The following is a 23,049-nucleotide window of genomic DNA, read 5'->3' as shown; positions in this document are numbered from 1 at the left end:
TGTCACTCCCTGGCTGGGGCGGGGCCGGCCCCTGCGGCCGACGCGCAGCAGGCTCCTGCCGCCCGCTGAACGGAGGGCGAACCGGGGGGCGCGCCGAGATGGACGCTTGACCATCTCTTTGCACCCGCTTGCTTTCCCCCCCTGCCCCGGGGCGGGAGGACAGGCCGCGGCGCGGGGCCGGGGTCCCGCGGCCCCCGGGCCGGGCGGAGGGCCCGGCCCGGGGCGGCCGGCGGAGGTCCGTGGCGGCGGTGCCGCCGGTGGGTGACGCCTCCGACCGGCGCCTCCGACCGGTGCCGGCGGCGGCCGGTGCGCCGGTCAGTGGCGGCGGCGCCGCGCGCGGCGCCAGCGCTCCCAGGCCGCCAGCCAGTCCTCCAGCGCCGACTCGTGGGCCCGCAGGTCGCTCCAGACGGCGTTCCACGCCTGCTGGGCGCGCAGGCTCGGCACCTCGCTGCCGAAGACGGTGTGGCGGACCGTCTCCTCCACTGCCTGCCGCCCGTCCTCGGTGCCGATCGCCCAGTCGGCCCGCTCCGCGAGCCACCCGAGGTGGTTGACCATCGAGGTGACGGACTCGTCGGCCTCCTGCCGGCTCTCCGAGGCGAGCCGCATCTGCTGGCGGACGGCCTCCTCCCACAGGTCCCGGTCGTCGTCGGCCCGCAGCCGCCGCGGGGTGCGCGGGACGCGGCCCGAGCTGAGCTGGTCGGCCAGGATCCGGGAGCGCTCCATGGAGCCGAACGCCAGCCGGCGGTGGGCCTCCAGGCCCACCGGCGCGGCGGCCTCCGCTCCCCCGGCGCCGGCTCCGTCGCGCGCCGCGGCCCGGCGGGCCTCCTGGTCCTCCAGCAGGAGGGCGCGTCCGGCCAGGTACGGGCCGAGGTCCCCGGTGGCGGCCAGGGCGGCGGAACCGGCGGGCAGTCCGCGCGCGGTGACGGTCAGTCCGACCTCGCCGCGCGGGCGGTGGAGCGTCAGCTGGGCGGCCCACAGCTCCGCGCCGCCGGCCTCACCGGGCTCCTCCACCCGCAGGCGGGCGGGGACGGGCACGCCGTCGACCAGCAGGGTCCGCTCGGCCAGCCGGGCGCGGCGAGGTCCGTCGCCCTCGTCGAGGCCGGTCAGGTCGAAGAGGCGGTCGCGCTCGTCCTCGATGACCTCGTCGAGGCCGCTGAGCACCTCGCCGCGCAGGTCGTCGCCGGTGAGGGCGGTGCGCACGGAGACGTAGGGGCCGCCCGGGGCGTAGGGATCGCCCGTGCAGAGGGTGAACGAGAGCAGTTCGCCGTTGACGCTGTGCCAGCCGCCGAGCAGCCGCATCCCCGGCAGCCCGGGGGCCGCCGTGTAGGGCAGCCGCCCCGCGCGCCGCCAGGAGGCGAGCGCCGCCGCCACCTCCTCGGCGCCCGGCTGCCGCCCGCCGCGGCCGCCGGCCGCCCCCGACCCGTCCCTGCCGTACTGCACGTCGCCGTGCCCCCTGCCTCCGCCGGTCCGCCGTTGCGTCCTCGCCCTCACGATACGTTGGTACGACTTCGGGAGTGCACCATTTGCGTGCGCCGGTGCGGACGCTGCGTGACGGCAGCGCCGGGGAGGCGGCGGGGGGCGCCGGAAAGGCCGTCAGGAGCGCCGCCGCGCACGGGAGCCGGCGGGCACGCCGCAGCCCGGCCGGGGCGGGTGCGGCTCCGGCCGGGCTGCGGCTGCGGCTGCGGCTGCAGCTGTGTGGTGCTGCGGGGGGCGCTACGGGCGGCGGGAGCGGGCCTTGTAGGCGGCCTTGCGGGCCTCCTTGGCGACCTGCCTGTCCCCGTGGTGCTCGCCGATGGCGTCCAGCACCTCGGCCGTGCAGGGGTGCTCGACCCGCCACAGCTCGCCGAGGAAGGCGGTCGGGTCGGGGGCGAGCGGCAGGCCGCCGACCAGCTCGGCGAGGAGCTCGGGGTCGACGTCGGGGTCCATCAGCTGGGCGGCGAGGGTGTCGACGGTGGTCCACAGGGCCATGGCGCGGTCCGGCTCGGGGACGTCGGTCGCGCCCCGCTCGACCAGCCACGCGCGGGCGAAGCCGCCCAGCTCGGGGTCGTCCAGCACCTCGCGCAGCGCGGGCCCGGGGTCGGCGGCGAGCTGGTTGAGGGCCAGCTGGCAGAGCATCCGGCGGAGCGGGCCGAGGGTGTCGGAGCCTCGCGCGGCCGCCAGCAGCTCGCGGGCGGCGGGCAGCGGGTCGCGGCCCGCCAGCCACTCGCGGATCTCCTCCTCGGGCAGCACGTTGACCGCCTCCGAGACGCCGCGCAGCAGGGCGGCGGCGTCGCCCTGCGCGTGCTCCCCGACGAGCGGGGCGTCGTACCCGTCCTCCAGCAGCCACTGCCGCACCCCGTACTGGCCGAGCGGGGTGAGCCGCACGAGGCCGAACCGGGCCGCCTCCTCGTCGTCGACGGGCGCCTCGGACAGCGTCTGCGCCTCGCCCTCGCCGTCCTCGGGCTCCTCGAAGAGATCCGGGTCGATGGGCCGGTACTCGACCATGCCGATCTCGGCGAGGTCGGCCAGCATGGGGTCGAGGGCGACCATCACGGTGGTGATGTCGCCGAGCATCTCCTCGGTGGGCTCCTCGCCGTCCGGGACGACCAGCAGCGCGGCCAGCACGCCCAGCGGCACGGTCTCGGCGCCCTCCTCGGCGAAGGCGGTCGACTCGTACAGCACCTGGAGGGCCTGGTCCAGCAGCTCCCGGGCCTCCTCGCGGGCCTCCTCGAACTCCTCCAGGGCGGCCGCCGCGGTCTCCTCGTCCAGCTCGTCGGCGTCCTCGCCGGCCAGCTCGGTGGGGTCGGGGAACGGCGCGTCGGCCTCGACGGCGGTGTCGAGCACCACGTCGGCGGCGCTCAGCCACGCCTCCAGCACGGCCTCCGGGTCGCCGGACTCGACGGCCTCCAGCTCCTCGCCGGGCCGGGCGACGCTGCCCTCGCCCTCCCCCGGGCCGGCGTCGCCGACCGCGATCAGGTCCAGGTCGACCGCCAGCGACCAGGCCCGCATGACGGCGGCGGCCGTGCTGTCGGCGTCCTCGCCCCCGCCGTCCCCGGCGGCCCCCTCCCCCGCGGAGAGGCCGAGCGCGGCGGCGGCCTCGGCCTCCAGCCCGGGGCCGGGCTCGCCGAACTCGTCGACCGGGCGGTGGGGGGCGGTCCAGCGGGCGAGGCGCACGGCGCGCTCCAGCAGCGGCACCGCCATCGCGGCGGCGGCCAGCTCGGCCTCGGGGAGCAGGCGCACCGGGGGGACGAACACGGGCGCGTCGTCCGGGTCGGGGTCGTCGTCGAAGCCGCCGGCGGGACGGGCCCCGTACAGCTCCTCGACGCCCAGGTCGGCGGGGAGCCTGCCGACCGGCTCCGCGTCCGGGCCGGTCGCCGACGGGCTGTCAGGGGTGTTGCGGCGTCGTCCGGCCATGGTGGCACGTTCTCCTCGGACTGGCACGGGTGAGGTGGTCGGGGCGGGCCCGGCGCGGGCGCGGGGCCCGGCCGCCTGGCCCGGGGCCAGCCTAGCCGTCCGGCGACCGCCCGGGCCGCCACGCACGGCCCGCACCCGAAGTGTGCCGCGGGACTGCGCCGACGGGCGGTCCCGGCGTGCGGGACCGCCCGGTTCCCCGCTCCGGGAGCCGCCCCGGGGCACGCGCCCCGGGCGGCGGGGCGGCGCTCAGCGGGGCGGCGCCTGACGGCGCGGCCGCAGGCCCGGCTCCTGGCGCGGGGGCTGCTGGGCGCCACGGGGGAACGACGGGGGCGGCAGGGTCTCGACGGCGGTCTCGGCCGCCAGGAGGTGCCCCGCGGTCTCCGGCAGCCGGGGCGGCCGGGCCAGGCCGCCGTCGAAGCGGAAGACCGAGGTGAGGTCGCCGAAGGCGGACCGGCGCCAGTCCGAGATGTTGGGCTCCCGCACGCCCGTGACGCGCTCCAGGAAGCGCAGCTGCGAGGTGTGGTCGAAGGGCTCGGACGCCACCCAGCCGCCGACCGTCCACGGCGAGACGACCACGCAGGGCACCCGGAAGCCCGCGCCGATCGGCAGGCCGCCGACGACCTCGTCCGGCGTGTCCGGGCGGGGCACGGGCGGGGGGACGTGGTCGAAGAGGCCGTCGTTCTCGTCGTAGCTGAGGACGAAGGCGGTCTTGGCCCAGACCTCGGGGTTGGCCGCGATCGCCTCGATCTTGGAGGCGATGTAGTCGGCGCCGGCGGCCGGCAGGTAGTCGGGGTGCTCGCACTGGTAGCTGGTCGGGATGATCCAGGAGACGGCCGGCAGCCGGTCGTTGAGGGCGTCCTCCTCGAAGGAGCCGGCCGGCAGGGCCGCCAGGCCCCGCTCGTACAGGGGGTCTCCGGGCCGGGAGCGGCGGAAGGAGGCGAAGCGGGTCAGCAGGTTGCAGCCGTAGTTGTCCTCCTCCTGGTAGACCCGCCAGCTGACGCCCGCCGCCTGCAGCCGCTCCGCGTAGGTGGTCCAGCGGTACGGCTCGGGCGCCTTGTTGGCGATGACCGGTCCGCCGAGGGTGCCGCCGGGGTCGACGGTGCCCGTCATCCAGTAGAGGCGGTTGGGCCAGGTGGGGCCCATCACCGAGGAGAAGTAGTGGTCGCAGACGGTGAAGGACTCCGCGAGCGCGTAGTGGAAGGGGATGTCGTCGCGGGTGTAGTACCCCATGGTGAACGGGCCGTTGTCGCCGTCGGCCCGGCGGTGGGCGCGCACCCAGCGGTCCATGCGGCCGTAGTTCCAGGACTCGTGCTGGACCTCCCAGGCGTGGCCGGTGGAGGGGATGGCCTGGGCGCTGGTGCGGTGGGTGTCGAGGTGGAAGGGGAGCAGGAAGCCGTCGGGGCTCCCGGGGTCGGGCTGGTGGAAGACGTCGCGCCCCGAGGAGAGGACCAGCGCGGCGGGGTCCCCGAAGCCCCGGACCCCGGCGAGCGTGCCGAAGTAGTGGTCGAAGGAGCGGTTCTCCTGCATGAGCAGGACGACGTGCTCGACGTCGCGCAGCGAGCCGGGCAGCGGCCCCGCGGCCACCGCCTTGCGCACGCTGGGCGGCAGCACGGCCGCCGCCGCGCCCGCGGCCGTCGCGGCCGCGGCGCCGAGCAGTCTCCGTCGGGTCGTCCCGGACATGTGCCGCGCCTTTCCGCCGTGCCGCCGGCAGGTCGAGGGGGTCGCGGCCGGGCGGGGCCGCACTCGACTCTCACCGGCGGACGGCCCGGGGGGCGGCAGGCGCCGGGCGGCGCACGGGCGGTTTCAGGGGTACGGGGGAACCCGGCTGCTCCGACCGGGGGAGCCCCGGGGGGCGACCGGTATGCCGAACCGACTGTCCGACCGCAGGAACCGGCCGCAGGAACCGGCCGTCCGGCGGCGGGTCCCCGCCGCCGGATCCGGCGGCCGGGCCCGGCCGTCCGCTCACCGGGCCCGGCCGTCCGGAAGCCGGTCGCGGGGACGTATCCTTCGCAGTGGTCCTGCACGCACGACGTCAGGCATCCGGGGCGACGGAGCCCCACGCACCCGCAACCCGGCTCCCCCGGATGCCCGCCGGACGGCCCCCCACCCACGGGGCCGCCCTCCACGGGCGCGTCGGCACACCCCGCCGGCCCGGTCACGGAGCCCAGGCCCACAGGAGACCCACGACCGTGGTGGACCTCGGGTCGGCCGGAACCCGGCTGACGGATTCCCTTCTGCCGCGCGAGCTCGCCCCCCGCGAGCTGCTGCGCCTCTCGGCGGTGAGCCGCTGGAACGCCGCCCGCGGCGTCCGTGTCGGCCTGTCGGCCGCCGTGCTGCTCGCCCTGCTCACCGGCGCCAACCTGGCCACGCCGGTCTACCCGCTGCTCCAGCAGCGGCTCTCCCTGACGGCGCTGGACACCACCCTCCTCTTCACGGTGTACGTCTTCGCGCTGATGCCCGTGCTCGCCGCGGTCGGCCACTGGTCGGACCACCTGGGCCGCCGGGCGCTGCTGCTGCCCGCCGTCGCGCTCTCCGCCGCCGGGGACGCGCTCTTCGCGACCGCCGGCACCTTCACCCAGCTCGCAGCGGGCCGCGCCGTCCAGGGCGTCGCCGTCGGCATGGCCACCGGCGCCGCCGGGGCGGCGCTGACCGACCTGCTGCCCGACCGGCCGGGACTGGCCGCCAGGCTGACCCTGGCCTGCTCGGCGGGCGGCGTGGCCGCCGGCCCGGTGGTCGGCGCGGCGCTGGCGCACGGCGAGCACCCGGTCCACGTGCCGTTCCTCGCGCACGCCGTGCTCCTGCTGGCCCTGTGCGTGCCGCTGGCGCTGCTGCACCCCCGCAGCCCCGGGCACCAGACGCCCGACCGGCGGGCCGCGGCCCCGGAGGGGCGGCCGGCCCGGGCCGCGCTGCGGCCGCGGGCGCTGGCCCTGCCGTCGGCCGGACGTCGGACGTTCCTGCTGGCGGCGGGCACCGGCTTCGTCAGCTACGCGGTCTTCGGCGTCTACCTGAGCCTGGCACCCGGGTACAGCCGGGCGCTGCTGCACACCGACTCCCGGATGACCGGCGCGGTGGTCGCCGCGCTGCTGCTGGCCGCCTCGGGCGCCGCCCAGCTGGCGGTCCCGGCCGCGCCGGGCCGGCTGGTGCCGGTGCTGGGCATGGCGGGGCTCGCGGCGGGGCTGGGCACGGTGGTGGCGGCCGGGCCGCTGCACGCCCCCGCCCTGCTGGTCGCGGGCAGCCTGGTGGGCGGCGCCTGCCAGGGTGTGGCGTTCCGCTCCCTGTTCACGGCGGCCTGCGCCGCGATGGACCCGGAGCGGCGGGGCAGCCAGCTCAGCGCCTTCTGGGTGATCGTCTACCTGGGCAGCTCGCTGCCGATCGTGGCGGTGGGCGCCGCCGCGCAGCACGTCGGGCTGCAGGCCGCGTTCAGCGGCTTCGCCGCGGTGGCCTGCGCCGCGTGCCTGGCCCTGTCGGCGGCGGCGGCCCGCCGGGCCTGAGGCCGGTCCGGCCCTCCGGCACCGCAGCCCGCGGACCCCGCCGCCCGCCGCCCGCCGCCCATGGACCCCGCCGCCCGCCCGGGCGGCGGGGTCGTGCCCGCCCGCGGCGTGCCGCGGACGGGCGGGCGGTGCGACCGGGCCCACCGGCTCACTTCACGAACCGGTACGTGAAGGGGTAGCGGTAGTCGACCCCGTTGTGGGCCTGCAGCGCCGCGATCACGCTGAGGACCGTGCCGGCGGCGAGCGCGGCGAAGAAGGTGAGGAACCCGACGAGCACCAGCATCAGCGGGAAGCTCACCACCACGGCGATCAGCACCATGAGGTGGAAGTTCAGCGCCTCGGCCGCCTGCCTGCGGACGAACTCCGAGCGCTTGCCCATCGTCAGCATGATGACCACCGGCCCCAGGATGCTGAGCACGAAGAAGCTGAGGTGGCCGAGGAGCGCCCACATCCGCTCCTCGTCGGGGCGCAGCGGCGGGCCGGGGGGCACGGGCTGGGCCGGCGGGTACCCCGGCTGCCAGGGGCCGGCCGGGTGCCCCTGGGGCGGCGGGCCGGACGGGGCGCCGGAGGGCTGCGGCGGGACGGAGCCGGAGGGCGGCGCGGGCTTGACGAAGGGGTCGCCGTCGGGTGCGGGCGTCTGCGCGGACTGGTCCGAGGTCATAGCCGTACTGTCGGGGCGCCGGCCCCCGCCGTCCAGGGCCCCGGCACGCCCGCCCCGACCTGGGACCCGCCCGTTGCACGTCCGTCACGAACGGGTGACCCCGCCCCGGCGGCCGACGGGCCCGGCACCGCCCCCGCACGCCGCCGCCCCGCCGCCCGGGGCGGGCGGCGGGGCGGCGGGGTGCCGGGGGACGGCGGGGACCAGGGGATCAGACGTTGAAGCCGAGGGCGCGGAGCTGCTCGCGGCCGTCGTCGGTGATCTTGTCGGGGCCCCACGGCGGCATCCAGACCCAGTTGATGCGCAGGTCCTTCACCAGGCCGTCGGTGGCGCTCCTGGCCTGGTCCTCGATGACGTCGGTGAGCGGGCAGGCCGCCGACGTCAGGGTCATGTCGATCGTGGCCACGTCGGCCTCGTCGATGTGGACGCCGTAGATCAGGCCCAGGTTGACGACGTCGATGCCCAGCTCGGGGTCGACGACGTCCATCAGGGCCTCGGTCAGGTCCTCCACCGAGACGGTGCCGGCGGTGGTGCCGACGATGCCGTTCTGCTCGGCGGGCGCGGCCGGGGCCGCCGGGGCGGCGGCCTCGGACCCCTGCGGCTCGGTCCCGGCGGCCGGGGAGGCCGCGGGTGCCGAGGTGGTGCTCTCGGTCTCGCTCATGCTGCGTCCTCCTTCGGACTCACTCGGGGCGCTGGGCCAGGGCCTGGGCGGTGGCGTCCTTCCAGGCCATCCAGCTCAGCAGGGCGCACTTCACGCGGGCGGGGTACTTGGAGACGCCGGCGAACGCCACCGCGTCCTCCAGCACCTCCTCGTCGCCCTCGCCCTGGCCCTTGCTCTGCATCAGCTCCAGGAACGCCTCCTGGACCTGCTGCGCGTCGCCGACGGACTTCCCGACCAGCAGGTCGTTCAGCACCGAGGCGCTGGCCTGGCTGATGGAGCAGCCCTGCGACTCGTACGACACGTCGGCGACCACCGGGCCGTCGAGCCTCACCCGCAGGGTGATCTCGTCGCCGCACGTCGGGTTGACGTGGTGGACCTCGGCGTCGCCGTCCCGCAGCCCCTTGCCGTGGGGGTTGCGGTAGTGGTCCAGGATGATCTCCTGGTACATCGAATCGAGCTTCACGGTGTGCGGGTCCTCCTACCCCTGTCAGCCCGCCCCGAAGAAGCGCCGCACGTGGTGCAGCCCCTCGACGAGCGCGTCGACCTCGGCCGGTGTCGAGTACAGGTAGAACGACGCCCGCGTGGTTGCGGGAATTCCGTACCGCAGGCAGACCGGCCGGGCGCAGTGGTGGCCGACCCGGACGGCGATGCCCTGCTCGTCGAGGACCTGGCCCACGTCGTGCGGGTGGATGTCGCCGAGCGTGAAGGAGATGGCCGCGCCGCGGTCCTGGGCCGTGCCCGGGCCGATGATCCGCAGGTCGGGGACCTCCAGCAGCCGCTCCACGGCGTACGCGGTGATCGCGTGCTCGTGGGCCGCGACCGCGTCCATGCCGATGCCGTTCAGGTAGTCCACGGCGGCGCCGAGGCCGACGGCCTGGGCGATCGGCGGGGTGCCGGCCTCGAACTTGTGCGGCGCGGGCGCGTACGTGGAGGAGGACATCGAGACGGTCTCGATCATCTCGCCGCCGCCGAGGAAGGGCGGCAGGTCCTCCAGCAGCTCGTGGCGGCCCCACAGCACGCCGATGCCGGTCGGGCCGAGCATCTTGTGGCCGGTGAAGGCCACGAAGTCGGCGCCGAGCGCCTGGACGTCCAGCACCATGTGCGGGGCGGCCTGCGAGGCGTCGACCACCACGATCGCGCCGACGTCCTGGGCGCGGCGGACGATCGCCTCGACCGGGTTGACGGTGCCGAGGATGTTGGACACCAGGACGAAGGAGACGACCTTGGTCTTCTCCGTGATGACCCGCTCGATGTCCGACAGGTCGAGCCGGCCGTCGTCGGTGAGGCCGAACCACTTCAGCGTCGCGCCGGTGCGCTGCGCGAGCAGCTGCCACGGGACGATGTTGGAGTGGTGCTCCATCTCGGTGATGACGATCTCGGCGTCCCGGTCCACCCGGTAGGGCTCGTCGGCCCAGCCGAGCATGTTGGCGACCAGGTTCAGCGACTCCGAGGCGTTCTTGGTGAAGACCACCTCGTCGCGGCTGGGGGCGTTGACGAAGGCCGCGACCTTGTCGCGGGCGCCCTCGTACAGCGCCGTGGCCTCCTCGGCCAGCACGTGCACGCCGCGGTGCACGTTGGCGTTGTGCCGCTCGTAGTAGGAGGTGAGGGCGTCCAGGACCTGCTGCGGCTTCTGGGAGGTCGCGGCGTTGTCGAGGTACACCAGGGGCTGCCCGTCGTGCAGCAGCCGCTGCAGGATCGGGAAGTCCTTGCGGATCGCGTCGGTGTCGAGCAGACCGGGGAGGGTCACTCGGAAGCGCCTCCCTTCACGTACGCCTCGTAGCCCTCGTCCTCCAGCTTGTCGGCGAGCTCGGCGCCGCCGGACTCGACGATGCGGCCGTTCGCGAAGACGTGGACGTAGTCGGGCTTGATGTAGCGCAGGATGCGCGTGTAGTGCGTGACCAGCAGGGTGCCGACCTCGCCGGACTCGCGGACCCGGTTGATGCCCTCGGAGACGATCCGCAGGGCGTCGACGTCGAGGCCGGAGTCGGTCTCGTCGAGGATCGCGATGCTCGGCTTGAGCAGCTCCAGCTGGAGGATCTCGTGGCGCTTCTTCTCGCCGCCGGAGAAGCCCTCGTTGACGTTGCGCTCGGCGAAGGCCGGGTCCATGTGGAGCGCCGCCATGGCCTCCTTGACCTCCTTCACCCAGGTGCGCAGCTTGGGGGCCTCGCCGCGGACCGCGGTGGCGGCGGTGCGCAGGAAGTTGGAGACGGAGACGCCGGGGACCTCGACCGGGTACTGCATGGCGAGGAAGACGCCGGCGCGGGCGCGCTCGTCGACCGACATCGCGAGGACGTCCTCGCCGTCGAGGGTGACGCTGCCGCTGGTGACGGTGTACTTGGGGTGCCCGGCGAGGGAGTAGGCGAGGGTGGACTTGCCAGAGCCGTTGGGGCCCATGATGGCGTGCGTCTCGCCCTGCTTCACGGTGAGGTCGACACCGCGGAGGATCTCGCGGGGACCGTTCTCGGCCTCGACGGAGACGTGCAGGTCGCGGATTTCAAGCGTGGCCATGGGGACTCAGGACTCCTGGGTGACGGAGACGAGGACCTCGTCCCCTTCGATCGTGACGGGGTACACCGGGACGGGCCTGGTGGCGGGCAGCCCGGAGGGCTTCCCGGTGCGCAGGTCGAAGCTGGAGCCGTGCAGCCAGCACTCGATCATGCAGTCCTCGACCTCGCCCTCGGAGAGGGAGACGTTGGCGTGGGAGCAGATGTCGTTGATCGCGAACACCTCGCCCCCGGTGCGGACCAGCGCCACCGGCACGCCGTCGATCTCGACGCGGCGGGGGCTGTCCTCGGCGAGGTCGGCGAGGGAGCAGGCGCGGACGAAGCCCTGGGGAGCGGCGGTCATGAGAGCGTGGCCTCCAGCTCGGCGTCGATCCTCTCCAGCAGGCGCTCCTGGACGTCCGGCAGGCCGATCTGCTGGACCAGCTCGGCGAAGAAGCCGCGGACCACCAGGCGGCGGGCCTCGTCGGCGGGGATGCCGCGGGCCTGCAGGTAGAAGAGCTGCTCGTCGTCGAAGCGGCCGGTCGCCGAGGCGTGGCCGGCGCCGACGATCTCGCCGGTCTCGATCTCCAGGTTGGGGACCGAGTCGACGCGGGCGCCGTCGGTGAGCACCAGGTTGCGGTTGAGCTCGTAGGTGTCGGTGCCCTCGGCGGCGGCCCGGATCAGCACGTCGCCGATCCACACCGCGTGCGACTCCGCGCCCTGCAGCGCGCCCTTGTAGGCGACGTTGCTGCGGCAGTGCGGGGTGTCGTGGTCGATGAAGAGGCGGTGCTCCAGGTGCTGGCCGGCGTCGGCGAAGTACAGGCCGTACAGCTCGGCCTCGCCGCCGGGGGCGCCGTAGACCACGCGGGGGTGGAGGCGCACCAGGTCGCCGCCGAAGGTGACGACGACGGACTTGAAGGAGGCGTCGCGGCCGATCAGCGCGGTGTGCTGGGCGGCGTGCACGGCGGTGTCGTCCCAGTCCTGCACGGAGACGACGGTCAGCTTGGCGCCGTCGCCGACCAGGTACTCGACGTTGGCGGCCAGGACGGCGTCGCCGGTGTGCTCGATGACGACGACGGCCTCGGCGAACGCGCCGAGCTCGACGACCTGGTGGCCGTAGGCGGTGCCGCCCTCGCCGTGGACCGAGATCCGGACCGGCTCGGTGAGCACGGTGTCCTTCGGGACGGAGAGCACGGAGGCCTTCTCGAAGGAGGAGAACGCCTGGGCGGCGATCCGGTCCACCGGCTTGCCGGTCCTGCCGACGCGCGGGTCGGTGCGGTCCACGGTCTCCTGGGAGACGCCCGCGGGCGCGGTGACCTCGACCCGGACGCGGCCGCCCGCCTCGGCGGTGCCGTCGTGCAGGCCGCGCAGGCGGTGCAGCGGGGTGAACCGCCAGTTCTCCTCGCGTCCGGTGGGCACCGGGAAGTCGGCCACGTCGTAGGAGGCGACGGCCTCCGCGCGGGCGTCGACCGGCTGGGCGGCCGCGGTCGCGCGGCCGGTGCCGGGGCCGGCGAGCTGCGCGCCGGCGCCGGCCGTGCCGACCTCGATGGACCCGGCCGTCGTCGCGCCGGGGGTGTTCTGGACATCAGCCATGGCTGAGGCTGCTCTCGCTTCCTGGTGGTCCGGGTGGGTCTTCGCTGCGGCCGGCGTCAGCCGACGGAGCCTTCCATCTGCAGCTCGATCAGCCGGTTGAGCTCCAGCGCGTACTCCATCGGGAGCTCGCGGGCGATCGGCTCCACGAAGCCGCGGACGATCATCGCCATGGCCTCGTTCTCCGACATGCCGCGGCTCATCAGGTAGAAGAGCTGGTCCTCGCTGACCTTGGAGACGGTCGCCTCGTGGCCCATGGACACGTCGTCCTCGCGGACGTCCACGTACGGGTAGGTGTCCGAGCGGGAGATCGTGTCCACCAGCAGGGCGTCGCAGAGGACGTTGGACTTCGAGCCCTCGGCGCCCTCGCCGATCTCGATCAGGCCGCGGTAGGAGGTGCGGCCGCCGCCGCGCGCCACCGACTTGGAGACGATGGACGAGGAGGTGCGCGGGGCCATGTGGACCATCTTGGCGCCGGCGTCCTGGTGCTGGCCCTCGCCCGCGAAGGCGATGGACAGGGTCTCGCCCTTGGCGTGCTCGCCCATGAGGTAGACGGCCGGGTACTTCATGGTCACCTTGGAGCCGATGTTGCCGTCGACCCACTCCATGGTGGCGCCCTCGTAGGCGACGGCGCGCTTGGTGACCAGGTTGTAGACGTTGTTCGACCAGTTCTGGATGGTCGTGTAGCGGCAGCGGGCGCCCTTCTTGACGATGATCTCGACGACCGCGGAGTGCAGCGAGTCCGACTTGTAGATCGGCGCGGTGCAGCCCTCGACGTAGTGGACGTAGGCGTCCTCGTCGACGATGATCAGCGTCCGCTCGAACTGGCCCATGTTCTCGGTGTTGATCCGGAAGTAGGCCTGGAGCGGGATCTCCACGTGCACGCCCTTCGGCACGTAGATGAAGGAGCCGCCGGACCACACGGCGGTGTTCAGCGCGGCGAACTTGTTGTCGCCGGCCGGGATCACCGTGCCGAAGTACTCCTGGAAGAGCTCCGGGTGCTCCTTGAGCGCGGTGTCGGTGTCCAGGAAGATGACGCCCTGCTGCTCCAGGTCCTCGCGGATCTGGTGGTAGACGACCTCGGACTCGTACTGGGCGGCGACGCCGGCGACCAGGCGCTGCTTCTCCGCCTCCGGGATGCCGAGCTTGTCGTAGGTGTTCTTGATGTCCTCGGGCAGCTCGTCCCAGGACGCGGCCTGCTTCTCGGTGGACCGCACGAAGTACTTGATGTTGTCGAAGTCGATCCCCGACAGGTCCGAGCCCCAGGTCGGCATCGGCTTCTTGTCGAACAGCCGCAGGCCCTTGAGCCGCAGCTTGAGCATCCACTCCGGCTCGGACTTCTTCGCGGAGATGTCGCGGACGACCTCCTCGCTCAGGCCCCGCTTCGCGGCGGCGCCGGCGGCGTCGGGGTCGGCCCAGCCGTACTCGTAGTTGCCCAGACCCTCGAGCTCCGGGTGAGCGGTCGTGGTCATACGGGGTTCCTCCCGGAGACAGTCTCTGTCGTCGTGGTTCGGCGTTCGGTTCCGGTGGCGGCACCGGCCGCCGGCACATGGGTGGTGCAGACCCCGTCGCCGTGGGCGATGGTGGCCAGGCGCTGCACGTGGGTGCCCAGCAGGCGGGAGAAGACCTCGGTCTCCGCGTCGCACAGCTGGGGGAACTGCTCGGCGATGTGCGCCACCGGGCAGTGGTGCTGGCACAGCTGCGCGCCGGCGGCGGCCTTCGGGGCGGCGGGCATGCGCCGCACCGTGGCAGCGTACCCGTCGGCGCTGAGGGCACGCGCGAGCGCCTCGGTGCGCTCCTCGGGGCCGGTCCCGTCCAGGGCCGCGCCGTAGCGCTCGGCGTCGCGGCCGAGCCGGGCGCGGGCGAAGGCGGCGACCGCCTCGGCGCCGGCCGCGCCGCCGCCCGCGGACTCCGCGATCCACCGCAGGGCGTCCGCGGCGAGCTTGTCGTAGGCCTGGTAGAAGACGTCGCGCCCGCAGTCGGTGAGCGCGAAGACCTTCGCGGGGCGGCCGCGTCCACGGTGGCCGTGGACCCGCTGCTCGCGGGACTCGACCAGGCCGGCGGCGGCGAGCGCGTCGAGGTGGCGGCGGACGGCGGCGGCCGTGAGGCCGAGGCGGTCCGCCAGGTCGGCGGCGGTGGAGGGGCCGTGGTCGAGGATGGAGCGGGCGACCCGGTCGCGGGTGGCCTGGTGGCCGCCCGGGGCGGCGGCCTCGCCGCCGGGCGCGGGCACCGCTGCGGGGGCGGCCGGCTGGGCCGCCTCCTGCTCCGGGTGCTCGCGCATGTTTTTCACAACACCATTGTTGCGTAATTCCTTCCGCGGCGACAAGCCGCCCCGCCCCCGCGCACCGGTGGACTCCGTCACGCAGGTAAGCCTCACCTGGCCTGCGGCGACGCCCCGGGCCGCCCTCCCGCCCGGGACCCCGTCCGGCCCGGCGGGAGGTTCCCCGGAGGCCGGCGCCCCGGCGGGGGCGGCGGCCGGGCGGCGGCCGCGGGGTCCATAGACTCGACGGCATGGAAGCAGAACCCGCGGTCCGGGTGTCCGGTCTGGTCAAGCGGTACGGGTCGAAGACCGCCGTGGACGGGCTGGACCTGTCCGTCGGCCGGAACACCGTCACCGCCGTCCTCGGCCCCAACGGCGCCGGGAAGACCACCACCGTCGAGACCTGCGAGGGCTACCGCCGGCCGGACGCGGGCACGGTCCGCGTCCTCGGGATGGACCCGGTGGCCGACGCCGCCCGGCTGCGGCCCCGCGTCGGCGTGATGCTCCAGTCGGGCGGCGTGTACCCCGGCGCGCGCGCCGTGGAGATGCTGCGGCACACCGCGAGGCTGCACGCGCACCCCCTCGACGTGGACGCCCTGGTCGAGCGCCTCGGCCTCGGCTCCTGCGGCCGCACCGCGTACCGGCGGCTCTCCGGCGGCCAGCAGCAGCGCCTCGCGCTCGCCATGGCCGTGGTGGGCCGCCCCGAGCTGGTCTTCCTCGACGAGCCGACCGCCGGCCTGGACCCGCAGGCCCGGCACGCCACCTGGGACCTGGTGCGCGACCTGCGGTCCGACGGCGTCACCGTCGTCCTCACCACCCACGCCATGGACGAGGCCGAGGAGCTGGCCGACGACGTGGCGATCGTGGACCGGGGGAAGGTCCTCGCCCAGGGCAGCCCCGAGGAGCTGCGCCGGGCGGGCGACGGGCGCCCCGAGCAGGAGGCGCTGCGCTTCCGCGGCCGCGCCGGCCTGGACCTCGGCGCCCTGCTGAAGGCGCTGCCCGACGGCACCGCCGCCGCCGAGCTCACCCCCGGCAGCTACCGGGTGCAGGGCCCGCTGGACCCGCAGCTGCTGGCCACCGTCGCCGCCTGGTGCGCCCAGGTCGGCGTGATGCCCGACCGCCTCACCGTGGAGCGGCGGACGCTCGAGGACGTCTTCCTCGACCTGACCGGACGGGACCTGCGCTCGTGACCACCACCGCCCCGGGCACGTACACGCCCGCCCCCGGAGCCGCCCCGGTCGGCCGGATGCTGCTGGCCCAGACCGCGCTGGAGACGCGGATGCTGCTGCGCAACGGCGAGCAGCTGCTGCTGACCGCGGTCATCCCCACCGTCCTGCTGGTGCTCTTCAGCGCCGTGGACGTGGTGGACACCACCGGTCCGGGCCGGCGGGTGGACTTCCTCGCGCCGGGCCTGCTGGCGCTGGCCGTGATGTCCACCGCCTTCACCGGGCAGGCCATCGCCACCGGCTTCGAGCGCCGGTACGGGGTGCTCAAGCGGCTGGGCGCCTCCCCGCTGCCGCGCTGGGCGCTGCTGACCGCCAAGACCGGCTGCGTGCTGGTCACCGAGGTGCTGCAGGTGGCGCTGCTGTCGGTGGTCGCCCTGGCGCTGGGCTGGTCGCCGCACGGGAACCCGTTCGCGGTGGCGGCCCTGCTGGTGCTGGGCACCGCGGCCTTCTCGGGCCTGGGCCTGCTGATGGCGGGCACCCTGCGGGCCGAGGCGACGCTGGCGGCGGCCAACCTGGTCTTCGTCCTGCTGCTGCTGGCCGGCGGCGTGGTGGTGCCGCTGGAGAAGTTCCCGTCCGCCGTGCGCGGCGTGCTGGAGCTGCTGCCGATCAGCGCGCTCTCCGACGGCCTGCGGGCGGTCCTCCAGCACGGCGCGGCCCTGCCGGCCGGCGACCTGGCGGTGCTCGCGGTCTGGGCGGTGCTGGGGCTGGGGGCGGCGGCCCGCTTCTTCCGCTGGGAGTAGGCGCCCGGGACGGGGGCCCGTCCAAGATCGGCCCTGGGGCCGACCTACGATGGGACGGTGCGTACCCCCTTGTCCTACCTCGCCGAGCGGCTGACGCCCACGGCGAGGGTCGTGCGAGCGGCCTGCCTCTCGGCGCTGGTGATGAGCGTGGTCATCGTCGTGACCGGCGCCGCCGTGCGGCTCACCTCCTCCGGCCTGGGCTGCCCCACGTGGCCCCGCTGCACCGCGGAGACCCTGGCGCCCACGCAGGCGATGGGCGTCCACGGGGTGATCGAGTTCGCCAACCGGCTGCTCACCTACGTGCTGTGCGCGGCCGTGGGCGCCGCGATCGTCGCGGCGCGCTGCGCGAAGCCGTGGCGGCGCCGGCTGACCCGGCTGGGCTGGGCGCAGTTCGGGATCGTGCTGAGCAACGCCGTGATCGGCGGGGTGACCGTCCTCACCGGCCTGAACCCGTACTCGGTGGCGGTGCACCTGGTCGCGTCGATGGCGCTGATCTGGGTCGCGCTGCTCATGTGGGAGCGGTCGCGGGAGGGGGACGGGGAGCCCGGGCCGGCCGTCTCCCGCCCGCTGGTGCAGCTGTCGTACGTGCTGGTCGCGGCGACCACCTGCCTGGTGCTGGCGGGCACCGTCGTCACCGGCGCGGGCAAGCACTCCGGCGACTCCAGCGACGTGCCGCGGATCCCGCTGGACTACGACCGGGTGACGCAGTTCCACGCCGACTTCGCGTTCGTCACGGTGGGCCTGTCGCTGGCGATGCTCTTCGCGCTGCGGGCCGTCAAGGCCCCGGCGCCGGCCCGGGCGCGCGCCCGGGACCTGCTGGTGGTGCTGCTGGCGCAGGGCGCGGTGGGCTTCGTGCAGTTCTTCACCGGGTCCCCGGAGGTCCTGGTCGGCGCGCACCTGCTGGGCTCGACGCTGGTGTGGATCGCGGCGCTGCGGATCCCGCTCGCGCTGCGGGTGCGGCCGGAGCTCCCGGCGGACGACGGGCATCCCGGCGGTGCGGCCCCCGCGGTCCGGGGCGGCGGCGCGGACGACTCCTCGGGACTGGTGGCCGCCGGCTGAGCCGGACGGGGCAACCGCGACGGGGCGGCCCCGGCAGGTGTGGCACCTGCCGGGGCCGCCCCGTCGTCGTCCCCGCCCCGTCGTCGTCCCCGCCCCGTCGCCGTCCCCGCCCCGTCGCCGTCCCGTCGTCCGAGGGGGGTGCGGCCGCGGGCCGTCAGGCCCGGCCGCCGCCGAGCTGGAGGCCGGCCATCCGGGACCACTCGTAGGAGGAGGTCCGCACCCGGGCGGCCAGTTCGCCGTCGAAGGCGTCGTGCAGGGTGATCCCGGCCAGCTCGGCGGCCTGCTTGGCGACCTCGTAGCGGGGGGCGACCTGGTCGCCCCAGGCCCCGTCGGCGCCCACGAGCACGATGCGGGTGGCGTTGCGGCCGACGTACTCCACGACGCCGTCGGCGCTCCCGCCGTGGCGGCCGGCGAAGGAGGCGATGTTCTTGGCGATGCGCCGGGCGCGGCGCTGGTCGCGGGAGGCGGCGCGGGCCGCGGTGGTCTCTTCGCTGCTCATGTCCGCATGCTACCCACCGGTAGCCCCGGGGGCGACGGGTGGACCGTGTGCGGCGTCGCACAGGACGGCGCGCGACCGGCGGCCGCACGCCCCCGTGTGCCGCGTGCACCGGAGCGCGGTGCGCCCCGGGACGCACGCCCGGCCCGGGTGCGGCGCGCCCCGGACGCGCCGCGGCCCCGCCGCCCGTCGGAGGGGCTGCGGGGCCGTTGAACGGAGCGCGGGGCCGGCGCGTTGTGCGGGCCGCGGGCGTCAGCGGAGGAAGGGGTCCACCGCGACGGCGACGAAGAGCAGCGTCAGATAGGTGATGGACCAGTGGAAGAGGCGCATCTCCTTCAGCGCCGCGCCCACCGCGCCCGCCTTCGCCCTGCGGTACAGGCCGTGCGCCTCCTTGAGCCAGAAGGCGCCGAGGAGCAGGGCGGCCGCCGGGTAGAGCCAGCCGGTGTGCCCGAGCGGCCACAGGGCCATCGAGACGGCGACCATCACCCAGGAGTAGACGACGATCTGCCGGGCCACGACGGTGTTGGAGGCCACGACCGGCAGCATCGGCACGCCGACGTTGGCGTAGTCCTCGCGGACCTTCATGGAGAGCGGCCAGTAGTGCGGCGGGGTCCAGAAGAAGATGACGAGGAAGAGCACGACGGCGGCCCAGGAGAGGCTGCCCGTCACCGCCGCCCAGCCGATGAAGACCGGCATGCAGCCGGCGATGCCGCCCCAGACGATGTTCTGCGAGGTGCGGCGCTTCAGGCCCAGCGTGTAGGCGAAGACGTAGAAGAGCAGGGCGCCGAGGGCCAGCGCCGAGGAGAGCCAGTTGACGAAGAGGCCCAGCCAGAGCGTGGACACCGCCGCGAGGGTGACGCCGAAGACCAGGGCCTCGCGCGGCGAGACCATCCCGGTCACCAGCGGCCGCTGCTCGGTGCGGCGCATCCGGGCGTCGATGTCCCGGTCGATGTACATGTTCAGCGTGTTGGCGCCGCCCGCGGAGAGGAAGCCTCCGACGACGACGTTCACCACCAGCAGCAGGTCGGGCACGCCGCGCTGGGCGAGGAACATCACCGGGACCGTGGAGATCAGCAGCAGTTCGATGATGCGTGGCTTGGTCAGCGCGACAAAGGCCCCGACACGGGCCCCGAACGGCCGGTGCCCGGGGGTCGCCCCGACGACCCCGGCCGGGCGGGATTCGACGGCGGTCACGGACACCCCTGGTCTATGGAACTTCGCCGGCGCGGGACCAACCCGGACGCCGTGCGCGTACCACGCCACTTTAGACGCTGTGCGGTCGCCGCCCGCGCCGGGGGTCCCCGTGTCAGCCGTCCCCGGGCGGCCGCGGCACCGCCCCGCCGCCGCGCCGCCGTCCCCCGTTCGCCGGGCGGGCGCGTCGTATCCGGGAGAGGGTGGGAGAACGGGGGGAGGGTGGGAATGCGAGAGCCCCGTCCGGGGTTGCCGGAGCCCGGGGGGCGGGCAGGAGCCCGAACGGTAGGCTCGCACGTAGAAGCGGGATGAGCCCTCCGTGACACAGACCGCCGAGATGTCAGGACCGCAGCGTCGCGGCCGGCCGGCGAGGTCCGCATCACGGGGTCGAGTGAACGACGGAAGGAGCCCTGAACCAGGGTGAGCACCAAGCCGACTAACGCTTTCGAGTGGACCGATCTGGACAGGCGCGCGGTGGACACGGCCCGTGTCCTCGCCATGGACGCGGTGCAGAAGGTCGGCAACGGCCACCCGGGCACGGCGATGAGCCTGGCCCCGGCGGCCTACCTGATCTTCCAGCGCTTCCTGCGCCACGACCCGACCGACCCGGCGTGGACCGGCCGCGACCGCTTCGTCCTCTCCCCCGGACACACGAGCCTGACGCTGTACACGCAGCTGTACATGTCGGGCTACGGACTGACGCTGGAGGACCTCAAGTCCTTCCGCACGTGGGGCAGCAAGACCCCCGGCCACCCCGAGCACGGCCACACCGCGGGCGTGGAGACCACGACCGGTCCGCTGGGCCAGGGCATCGCCAACGCGGTGGGCATGGCGATGGCCGCCCGCTTCGAGCGCGGCCTGTTCGACCCGCAGGCCGCGGCCGGCGAGTCCCCCTTCGACCACACCGTCTGGGCGATCGTCTCCGACGGCGACCTGGAGGAGGGCGTCTCCGCCGAGGCGTCCTCGCTGGCCGGCCACCAGAGGCTGGGCAACCTGGTCGCGCTCTACGACGACAACCACATCTCGATCGAGGGCGACACCGAGACCGCCTTCTCCGAGGACGTCCTCAAGCGGTACGAGGCCTACGGCTGGCACGTGCAGCGGGTGGCGCCCAAGGAGGACGGCGACATCGACGTCGAGGCGCTGCACGCGGCGCTGGCGGCGGCGAAGGCCGAGACCGGCCGCCCGTCGATGATCGCGATGCGGACGATCATCGCCTGGCCGGCGCCCAACGCGCAGAACACCGGCAAGGCGCACGGCTCGGCGCTGGGCGCCGACGAGGTCGCCGCCACCAAGCGGGTGCTGGGCTTCGACCCGTCCAAGGACTTCGAGGTCACCGACGAGGTGCTGGCCCACGTCCGCAGGGTCGCCGACCGCGGCCGCGAGGCGCACGCCGCGTGGGAGAAGCGCTTCTCCGCCTGGCGCGAGGCCAACCCGGAGCGGGCGGCGGAGTTCGACCGCATCACGGCCGGCAGGCTGCCCGAGGGCTGGGAGAAGGCGGTCCCGTCCTTCCCCGCCAGCGAGAAGGGCGTCGCCACCCGCAAGGCCTCCGGCGAGGTGCTGCAGGCGCTCGGCCCGGTCGTCCCGGAGCTGTGGGGCGGCTCGGCCGACCTGGCGGAGTCCAACCTCACCACCATCGACGAGGGCTCGTCCTTCCTGCCCGCGGGCAACCCGCTGCCGGGTGCCGACCCGTACGGCCGCACGGTGCACTTCGGCATCCGCGAGCACGCCATGGGCTCGACGATGAACGGCATCGCGCTGCACGGCAACACCCGCGTCTTCGGCGGCACCTTCCTGGTGTTCTCCGACTACATGCGGCCCGCCGTGCGCCTCGCGGCGCTGATGAAGCTGCCGGTCACCTACGTGTGGACGCACGACTCCATCGGCCTGGGCGAGGACGGCCCGACCCACCAGCCGATCGAGCACCTGGCCGCGCTGCGCGCCATCCCCGGCCTCTCGGTGGTCCGCCCCGGCGACGCCAACGAGACCGCGGTGGTGTGGCGGACCGTCCTGGAGCGCCACGCCTCGAAGCCCGGCCCGACCGGCCTGGCCCTGACCCGGCAGAACGTGCCGACCTTCGACCGGGAGAGCGGCGAGTTCGCCTCCGCCGAGGGCGCCGCGAAGGGCGGGTACGTCCTCCAGGAGGCCTCCGCCGGCCGCCCGCAGGTGATCCTGATCGGCACCGGCTCCGAGCTGCAGACGGCCGTCCGGGCCCGCGCCCTGCTGGAGGCCGACGGCATCCCCACCCGCGTGGTGTCGATGCCGTCGATCGAGTGGTTCAACGAGCAGGACGAGTCGTACCGCGACTCCGTGCTGCTGCCCGACGTGAGGGCCCGGGTCTCGGTGGAGGCCGGCATCGCGCAGGGCTGGCGGGAGATCGTGGGCGACAGCGGCCGCATCGTCTCGCTGGAGCACTACGGCGCCTCCGCCGACTACCAGATCCTGTTCGAGCAGTTCGGCATGACGGCCGAGGCCGTGGTCGCCGCAGCGCACGACTCGATCACCGCGGCGACCCGCTGAACCCGCGGGGGCGCGGGCCGCGTACCGACCGCACTCGGGACGCGCGGCCCCGCCCCCGGCCCCGGCGGGACCACCCTCCGCCGGGGCCGCCGCCGACGAAGACCGACGAAGACGAAGAGGAAGAAGAAGCAGACCATGACGGACGCACTCAAGCGCCTCAGCGACGAAGGCGTGGCCATCTGGCTGGACGACCTCAGCCGCACCCGGCTGAGGACGGGCAACCTGGCCGAGCTGGTGCGCGACAAGCACGTGGTGGGCGTCACCACCAACCCGACGATCTTCCAGAAGGCCATCGGCGGCAAGGACGACTCCTACGACGAGCAGCTCCGCGACCTCGCGGTGCGCGGCGTCACCACGGAGGAGGCCGTCCGGATGATCACGACGGCGGACGTCCGCGAGGCCGCCGACGTGCTGCGCCCGGTGTACGACGCCAGCAACGGCCGCGACGGTCGCGTCTCCATCGAGGTGGACCCGCGCCTGGCGCACCGCGCCGACGCCACCCTGGCCGAGGCCCGCCAGCTGTGGTGGCTGGTGGACCGCCCCAACGTCTTCATCAAGATCCCCGCCACCAGGGCCGGCCTGCCCGCCATCACGGAGACCCTGGGCCAGGGGATCAGCGTCAACGTCACGCTGATCTTCTCCCTGGAGCGCTACCGGGCCGTCATGGACGCCTTCCTCGCCGGCCTGGAGAAGGCGAAGGCGAACGGCCACGACCTCTCCACCATCGAGTCGGTGGCGTCGTTCTTCGTCTCCCGCGTCGACACCGAGATCGACAAGCGGCTGGACAAGATCGGCGGCGAGGCGAAGCAGCTGCGCTCCAAGGCCGCGATCGCCAACGCCCGCCTCGCCTACCAGGCGTACGAGGAGGTGTTCGGCTCCGAGCGCTGGAAGGCGCTGGAGGCCGCCGGCGCCAAGCCGCAGCGCCCGCTGTGGGCGTCCACCGGTGTGAAGGACCCGGCGCTGCCGGACACCCTGTACGTCACCGAGCTGGTCGCCCCCGGCACCGTCAACACCATGCCGCAGGCCACCCTGGACGCGACCGGCGACCACGGGACGGTCACCGGTGACACCGTCACCGGCGCCTACGCGCAGGCCAAGGCCGACATGGACGCCATCGCGGCGGCCGGCGTGGACTACGACGACGTCGTGCAGGTGCTCGAGGACGAGGGCGTCGAGAAGTTCGAGGCGTCCTGGAACGAGCTCCTGGACACCATCACCGCCGCGCTCGAGGACTTCGCGAAGAAGTCCGGCAAGTGACCCCGGTCCCCACAGCCGTCTGAC

20 protein-coding genes are annotated in these 23,049 nt (G+C 74.7%); 6 read left to right on the top strand and 14 right to left on the bottom strand.

All coding sequences use genetic code 11. The features are described 5' to 3' along the window. Positions 1–315: 315 nt before the first annotated feature. The 3 genes from ACFY07_RS08685 to ACFY07_RS08675 all read right to left on the bottom strand — a co-directional run bounded on the left by ACFY07_RS08685 (position 316) and on the right by ACFY07_RS08675 (position 5,073). Positions 316–1,440 carry a hypothetical protein gene (locus ACFY07_RS08685; protein WP_390867997.1) on the bottom strand — a complete coding sequence of 375 codons (1,125 nt, stop codon included), beginning with the start codon at positions 1,438–1,440 and terminating at the stop codon, positions 316–318. Positions 1,441–1,713: 273 nt separating this feature from the next. Continuing rightward, positions 1,714–3,393, bottom strand: a complete 1,680-nt coding sequence (locus tag ACFY07_RS08680; RefSeq protein WP_390867996.1) for a hypothetical protein — start codon at positions 3,391–3,393, stop codon at positions 1,714–1,716. Positions 3,394–3,639: 246 nt separating this feature from the next. Further along, positions 3,640–5,073 carry an alkaline phosphatase family protein gene (locus ACFY07_RS08675; RefSeq protein ID WP_390867995.1) on the bottom strand — a complete coding sequence of 478 codons (1,434 nt, stop codon included), beginning with the start codon at positions 5,071–5,073 and terminating at the stop codon, positions 3,640–3,642. A gap of 509 nt (positions 5,074–5,582) precedes the next feature. On the opposite strand from ACFY07_RS08675, the gene ACFY07_RS08670 reads away from it, so the two are divergent. Next, positions 5,583–6,884: an MFS transporter gene (locus ACFY07_RS08670; RefSeq protein ID WP_390867994.1), complete on the top strand. Its 1,302-nt coding sequence runs from the start codon at positions 5,583–5,585 to the stop codon at positions 6,882–6,884. 148 nt (positions 6,885–7,032) lie between these two features. On the opposite strand, the gene ACFY07_RS08665 is transcribed toward ACFY07_RS08670, so the two are convergent. The 9 genes from ACFY07_RS08665 to ACFY07_RS08625 form a co-directional block, all read right to left on the bottom strand. Next, the gene (locus tag ACFY07_RS08665) at positions 7,033–7,545 is read right to left on the bottom strand and encodes a DUF4870 domain-containing protein (RefSeq protein ID WP_390867993.1); all 513 of its coding nucleotides are present in this window, start codon (positions 7,543–7,545) and stop codon (positions 7,033–7,035) included. A 208-nt stretch (positions 7,546–7,753) separates the two neighbouring features. Next, positions 7,754–8,203 (bottom strand): metal-sulfur cluster assembly factor, encoded by a 450-nt coding sequence (locus ACFY07_RS08660; protein ID WP_390867992.1) that lies wholly within the window; start codon positions 8,201–8,203, stop codon positions 7,754–7,756. 19 nt (positions 8,204–8,222) lie between these two features. Next, positions 8,223–8,666: a Fe-S cluster assembly sulfur transfer protein SufU gene (sufU, locus tag ACFY07_RS08655; RefSeq protein ID WP_230651224.1), complete on the bottom strand. Its 444-nt coding sequence runs from the start codon at positions 8,664–8,666 to the stop codon at positions 8,223–8,225. Positions 8,667–8,690: 24 nt separating this feature from the next. After that, positions 8,691–9,950 (bottom strand): cysteine desulfurase, encoded by a 1,260-nt coding sequence (locus ACFY07_RS08650; RefSeq protein WP_390867991.1) that lies wholly within the window; start codon positions 9,948–9,950, stop codon positions 8,691–8,693. Further along, positions 9,947–10,711 (bottom strand): Fe-S cluster assembly ATPase SufC, encoded by a 765-nt coding sequence (gene sufC / locus ACFY07_RS08645; RefSeq protein ID WP_230651219.1) that lies wholly within the window; start codon positions 10,709–10,711, stop codon positions 9,947–9,949. Before sufC ends, ACFY07_RS08650 begins: the two co-directional genes overlap by 4 nt. Before the next feature lie 6 nt (positions 10,712–10,717). Beyond that, entirely contained in the window at positions 10,718–11,050 is a 333-nt protein-coding gene (locus tag ACFY07_RS08640) for a bifunctional 3-phenylpropionate/cinnamic acid dioxygenase ferredoxin subunit (protein ID WP_230651216.1), read from the bottom strand. Beyond that, a complete protein-coding gene (gene sufD / locus ACFY07_RS08635; protein WP_390867990.1) occupies positions 11,047–12,279 on the bottom strand; it encodes a Fe-S cluster assembly protein SufD in 1,233 nt (410 codons plus the stop codon). The genes ACFY07_RS08640 and sufD overlap by 4 nt, the downstream gene beginning before the upstream one ends. Positions 12,280–12,335: 56 nt before the next feature. Next, positions 12,336–13,748: a Fe-S cluster assembly protein SufB gene (gene sufB / locus ACFY07_RS08630; RefSeq protein ID WP_390867989.1), complete on the bottom strand. Its 1,413-nt coding sequence runs from the start codon at positions 13,746–13,748 to the stop codon at positions 12,336–12,338. After that, positions 13,745–14,557 (bottom strand): metalloregulator ArsR/SmtB family transcription factor, encoded by an 813-nt coding sequence (locus ACFY07_RS08625; protein WP_230651206.1) that lies wholly within the window; start codon positions 14,555–14,557, stop codon positions 13,745–13,747. The genes sufB and ACFY07_RS08625 overlap by 4 nt, the downstream gene beginning before the upstream one ends. A gap of 230 nt (positions 14,558–14,787) precedes the next feature. Between ACFY07_RS08625 and ACFY07_RS08620 the strand changes: the two genes are divergently transcribed. From ACFY07_RS08620 to ACFY07_RS08610, 3 genes are read left to right on the top strand one after another with little or no spacing between them, the layout of a single operon-like run. Beyond that, positions 14,788–15,726: an ABC transporter ATP-binding protein gene (locus ACFY07_RS08620; RefSeq protein ID WP_390867988.1), complete on the top strand. Its 939-nt coding sequence runs from the start codon at positions 14,788–14,790 to the stop codon at positions 15,724–15,726. A gap of 56 nt (positions 15,727–15,782) precedes the next feature. After that, positions 15,783–16,502, top strand: a complete 720-nt coding sequence (locus ACFY07_RS08615) for an ABC transporter permease (RefSeq protein ID WP_230651622.1) — start codon at positions 15,783–15,785, stop codon at positions 16,500–16,502. Positions 16,503–16,559: 57 nt separating this feature from the next. Beyond that, complete coding sequence (locus ACFY07_RS08610) at positions 16,560–17,561, top strand: heme A synthase (protein ID WP_390867987.1); 1,002 nt, start codon at positions 16,560–16,562, stop codon at positions 17,559–17,561. 154 nt (positions 17,562–17,715) lie between these two features. Here the strand turns inward: ACFY07_RS08610 and ACFY07_RS08605 are convergent, their stop codons facing one another. After that, entirely contained in the window at positions 17,716–18,060 is a 345-nt protein-coding gene (locus tag ACFY07_RS08605; RefSeq protein WP_230651197.1) for a hypothetical protein, read from the bottom strand. 249 nt (positions 18,061–18,309) lie between these two features. After that, the gene (locus ACFY07_RS08600; RefSeq protein WP_390867986.1) at positions 18,310–19,257 is read right to left on the bottom strand and encodes a heme o synthase; all 948 of its coding nucleotides are present in this window, start codon (positions 19,255–19,257) and stop codon (positions 18,310–18,312) included. 411 nt (positions 19,258–19,668) lie between these two features. Here ACFY07_RS08600 and tkt point away from each other — a divergent pair, with 411 nt between their 5' ends. Beyond that, complete coding sequence (tkt, locus tag ACFY07_RS08595) at positions 19,669–21,768, top strand: transketolase (RefSeq protein WP_390867985.1); 2,100 nt, start codon at positions 19,669–19,671, stop codon at positions 21,766–21,768. 135 nt (positions 21,769–21,903) lie between these two features. Further along, entirely contained in the window at positions 21,904–23,025 is a 1,122-nt protein-coding gene (gene tal, locus ACFY07_RS08590; protein ID WP_390867984.1) for a transaldolase, read from the top strand. The last annotated feature ends 24 nt before the right edge of the window (positions 23,026–23,049 follow it).

Source organism: Streptomyces sp. NPDC001380 (genome assembly GCF_042895785.1).
GTDB lineage: Bacteria > Actinomycetota > Actinomycetes > Streptomycetales > Streptomycetaceae > Peterkaempfera.
The sequence above is the reverse complement of the archived record's forward strand: the minus strand, read 5'-3'. Positions and strand labels throughout refer to the sequence as shown.

What these genes read in the sequence shown, in the direction of transcription:
- ACFY07_RS08680 (WP_390867996.1), bottom strand. Translation starts at nt 3,393, where the DNA reads ATGGCCGGACGACGCCGCAACACCCCTGACAGCCCGTCGGCGACCGGC.
- ACFY07_RS08625 (WP_230651206.1), bottom strand. Translation starts at nt 14,557, where the DNA reads ATGCGCGAGCACCCGGAGCAGGAGGCGGCCCAGCCGGCCGCCCCCGCA.
- ACFY07_RS08665 (WP_390867993.1), bottom strand. Translation starts at nt 7,545, where the DNA reads ATGACCTCGGACCAGTCCGCGCAGACGCCCGCACCCGACGGCGACCCC.
- ACFY07_RS08660 (WP_390867992.1), bottom strand. Translation starts at nt 8,203, where the DNA reads ATGAGCGAGACCGAGAGCACCACCTCGGCACCCGCGGCCTCCCCGGCC.
- ACFY07_RS08640 (WP_230651216.1), bottom strand. Translation starts at nt 11,050, where the DNA reads ATGACCGCCGCTCCCCAGGGCTTCGTCCGCGCCTGCTCCCTCGCCGAC.
- ACFY07_RS08675 (WP_390867995.1), bottom strand. Translation starts at nt 5,073, where the DNA reads ATGTCCGGGACGACCCGACGGAGACTGCTCGGCGCCGCGGCCGCGACG.
- ACFY07_RS08605 (WP_230651197.1), bottom strand. Translation starts at nt 18,060, where the DNA reads ATGAGCAGCGAAGAGACCACCGCGGCCCGCGCCGCCTCCCGCGACCAG.
- sufD (WP_390867990.1), bottom strand. Translation starts at nt 12,279, where the DNA reads ATGGCTGATGTCCAGAACACCCCCGGCGCGACGACGGCCGGGTCCATC.
- ACFY07_RS08615 (WP_230651622.1), top strand. Translation starts at nt 15,783, where the DNA reads ATGCTGCTGGCCCAGACCGCGCTGGAGACGCGGATGCTGCTGCGCAAC.
- sufC (WP_230651219.1), bottom strand. Translation starts at nt 10,711, where the DNA reads ATGGCCACGCTTGAAATCCGCGACCTGCACGTCTCCGTCGAGGCCGAG.
- ACFY07_RS08620 (WP_390867988.1), top strand. Translation starts at nt 14,788, where the DNA reads ATGGAAGCAGAACCCGCGGTCCGGGTGTCCGGTCTGGTCAAGCGGTAC.
- sufB (WP_390867989.1), bottom strand. Translation starts at nt 13,748, where the DNA reads ATGACCACGACCGCTCACCCGGAGCTCGAGGGTCTGGGCAACTACGAG.
- tal (WP_390867984.1), top strand. Translation starts at nt 21,904, where the DNA reads ATGACGGACGCACTCAAGCGCCTCAGCGACGAAGGCGTGGCCATCTGG.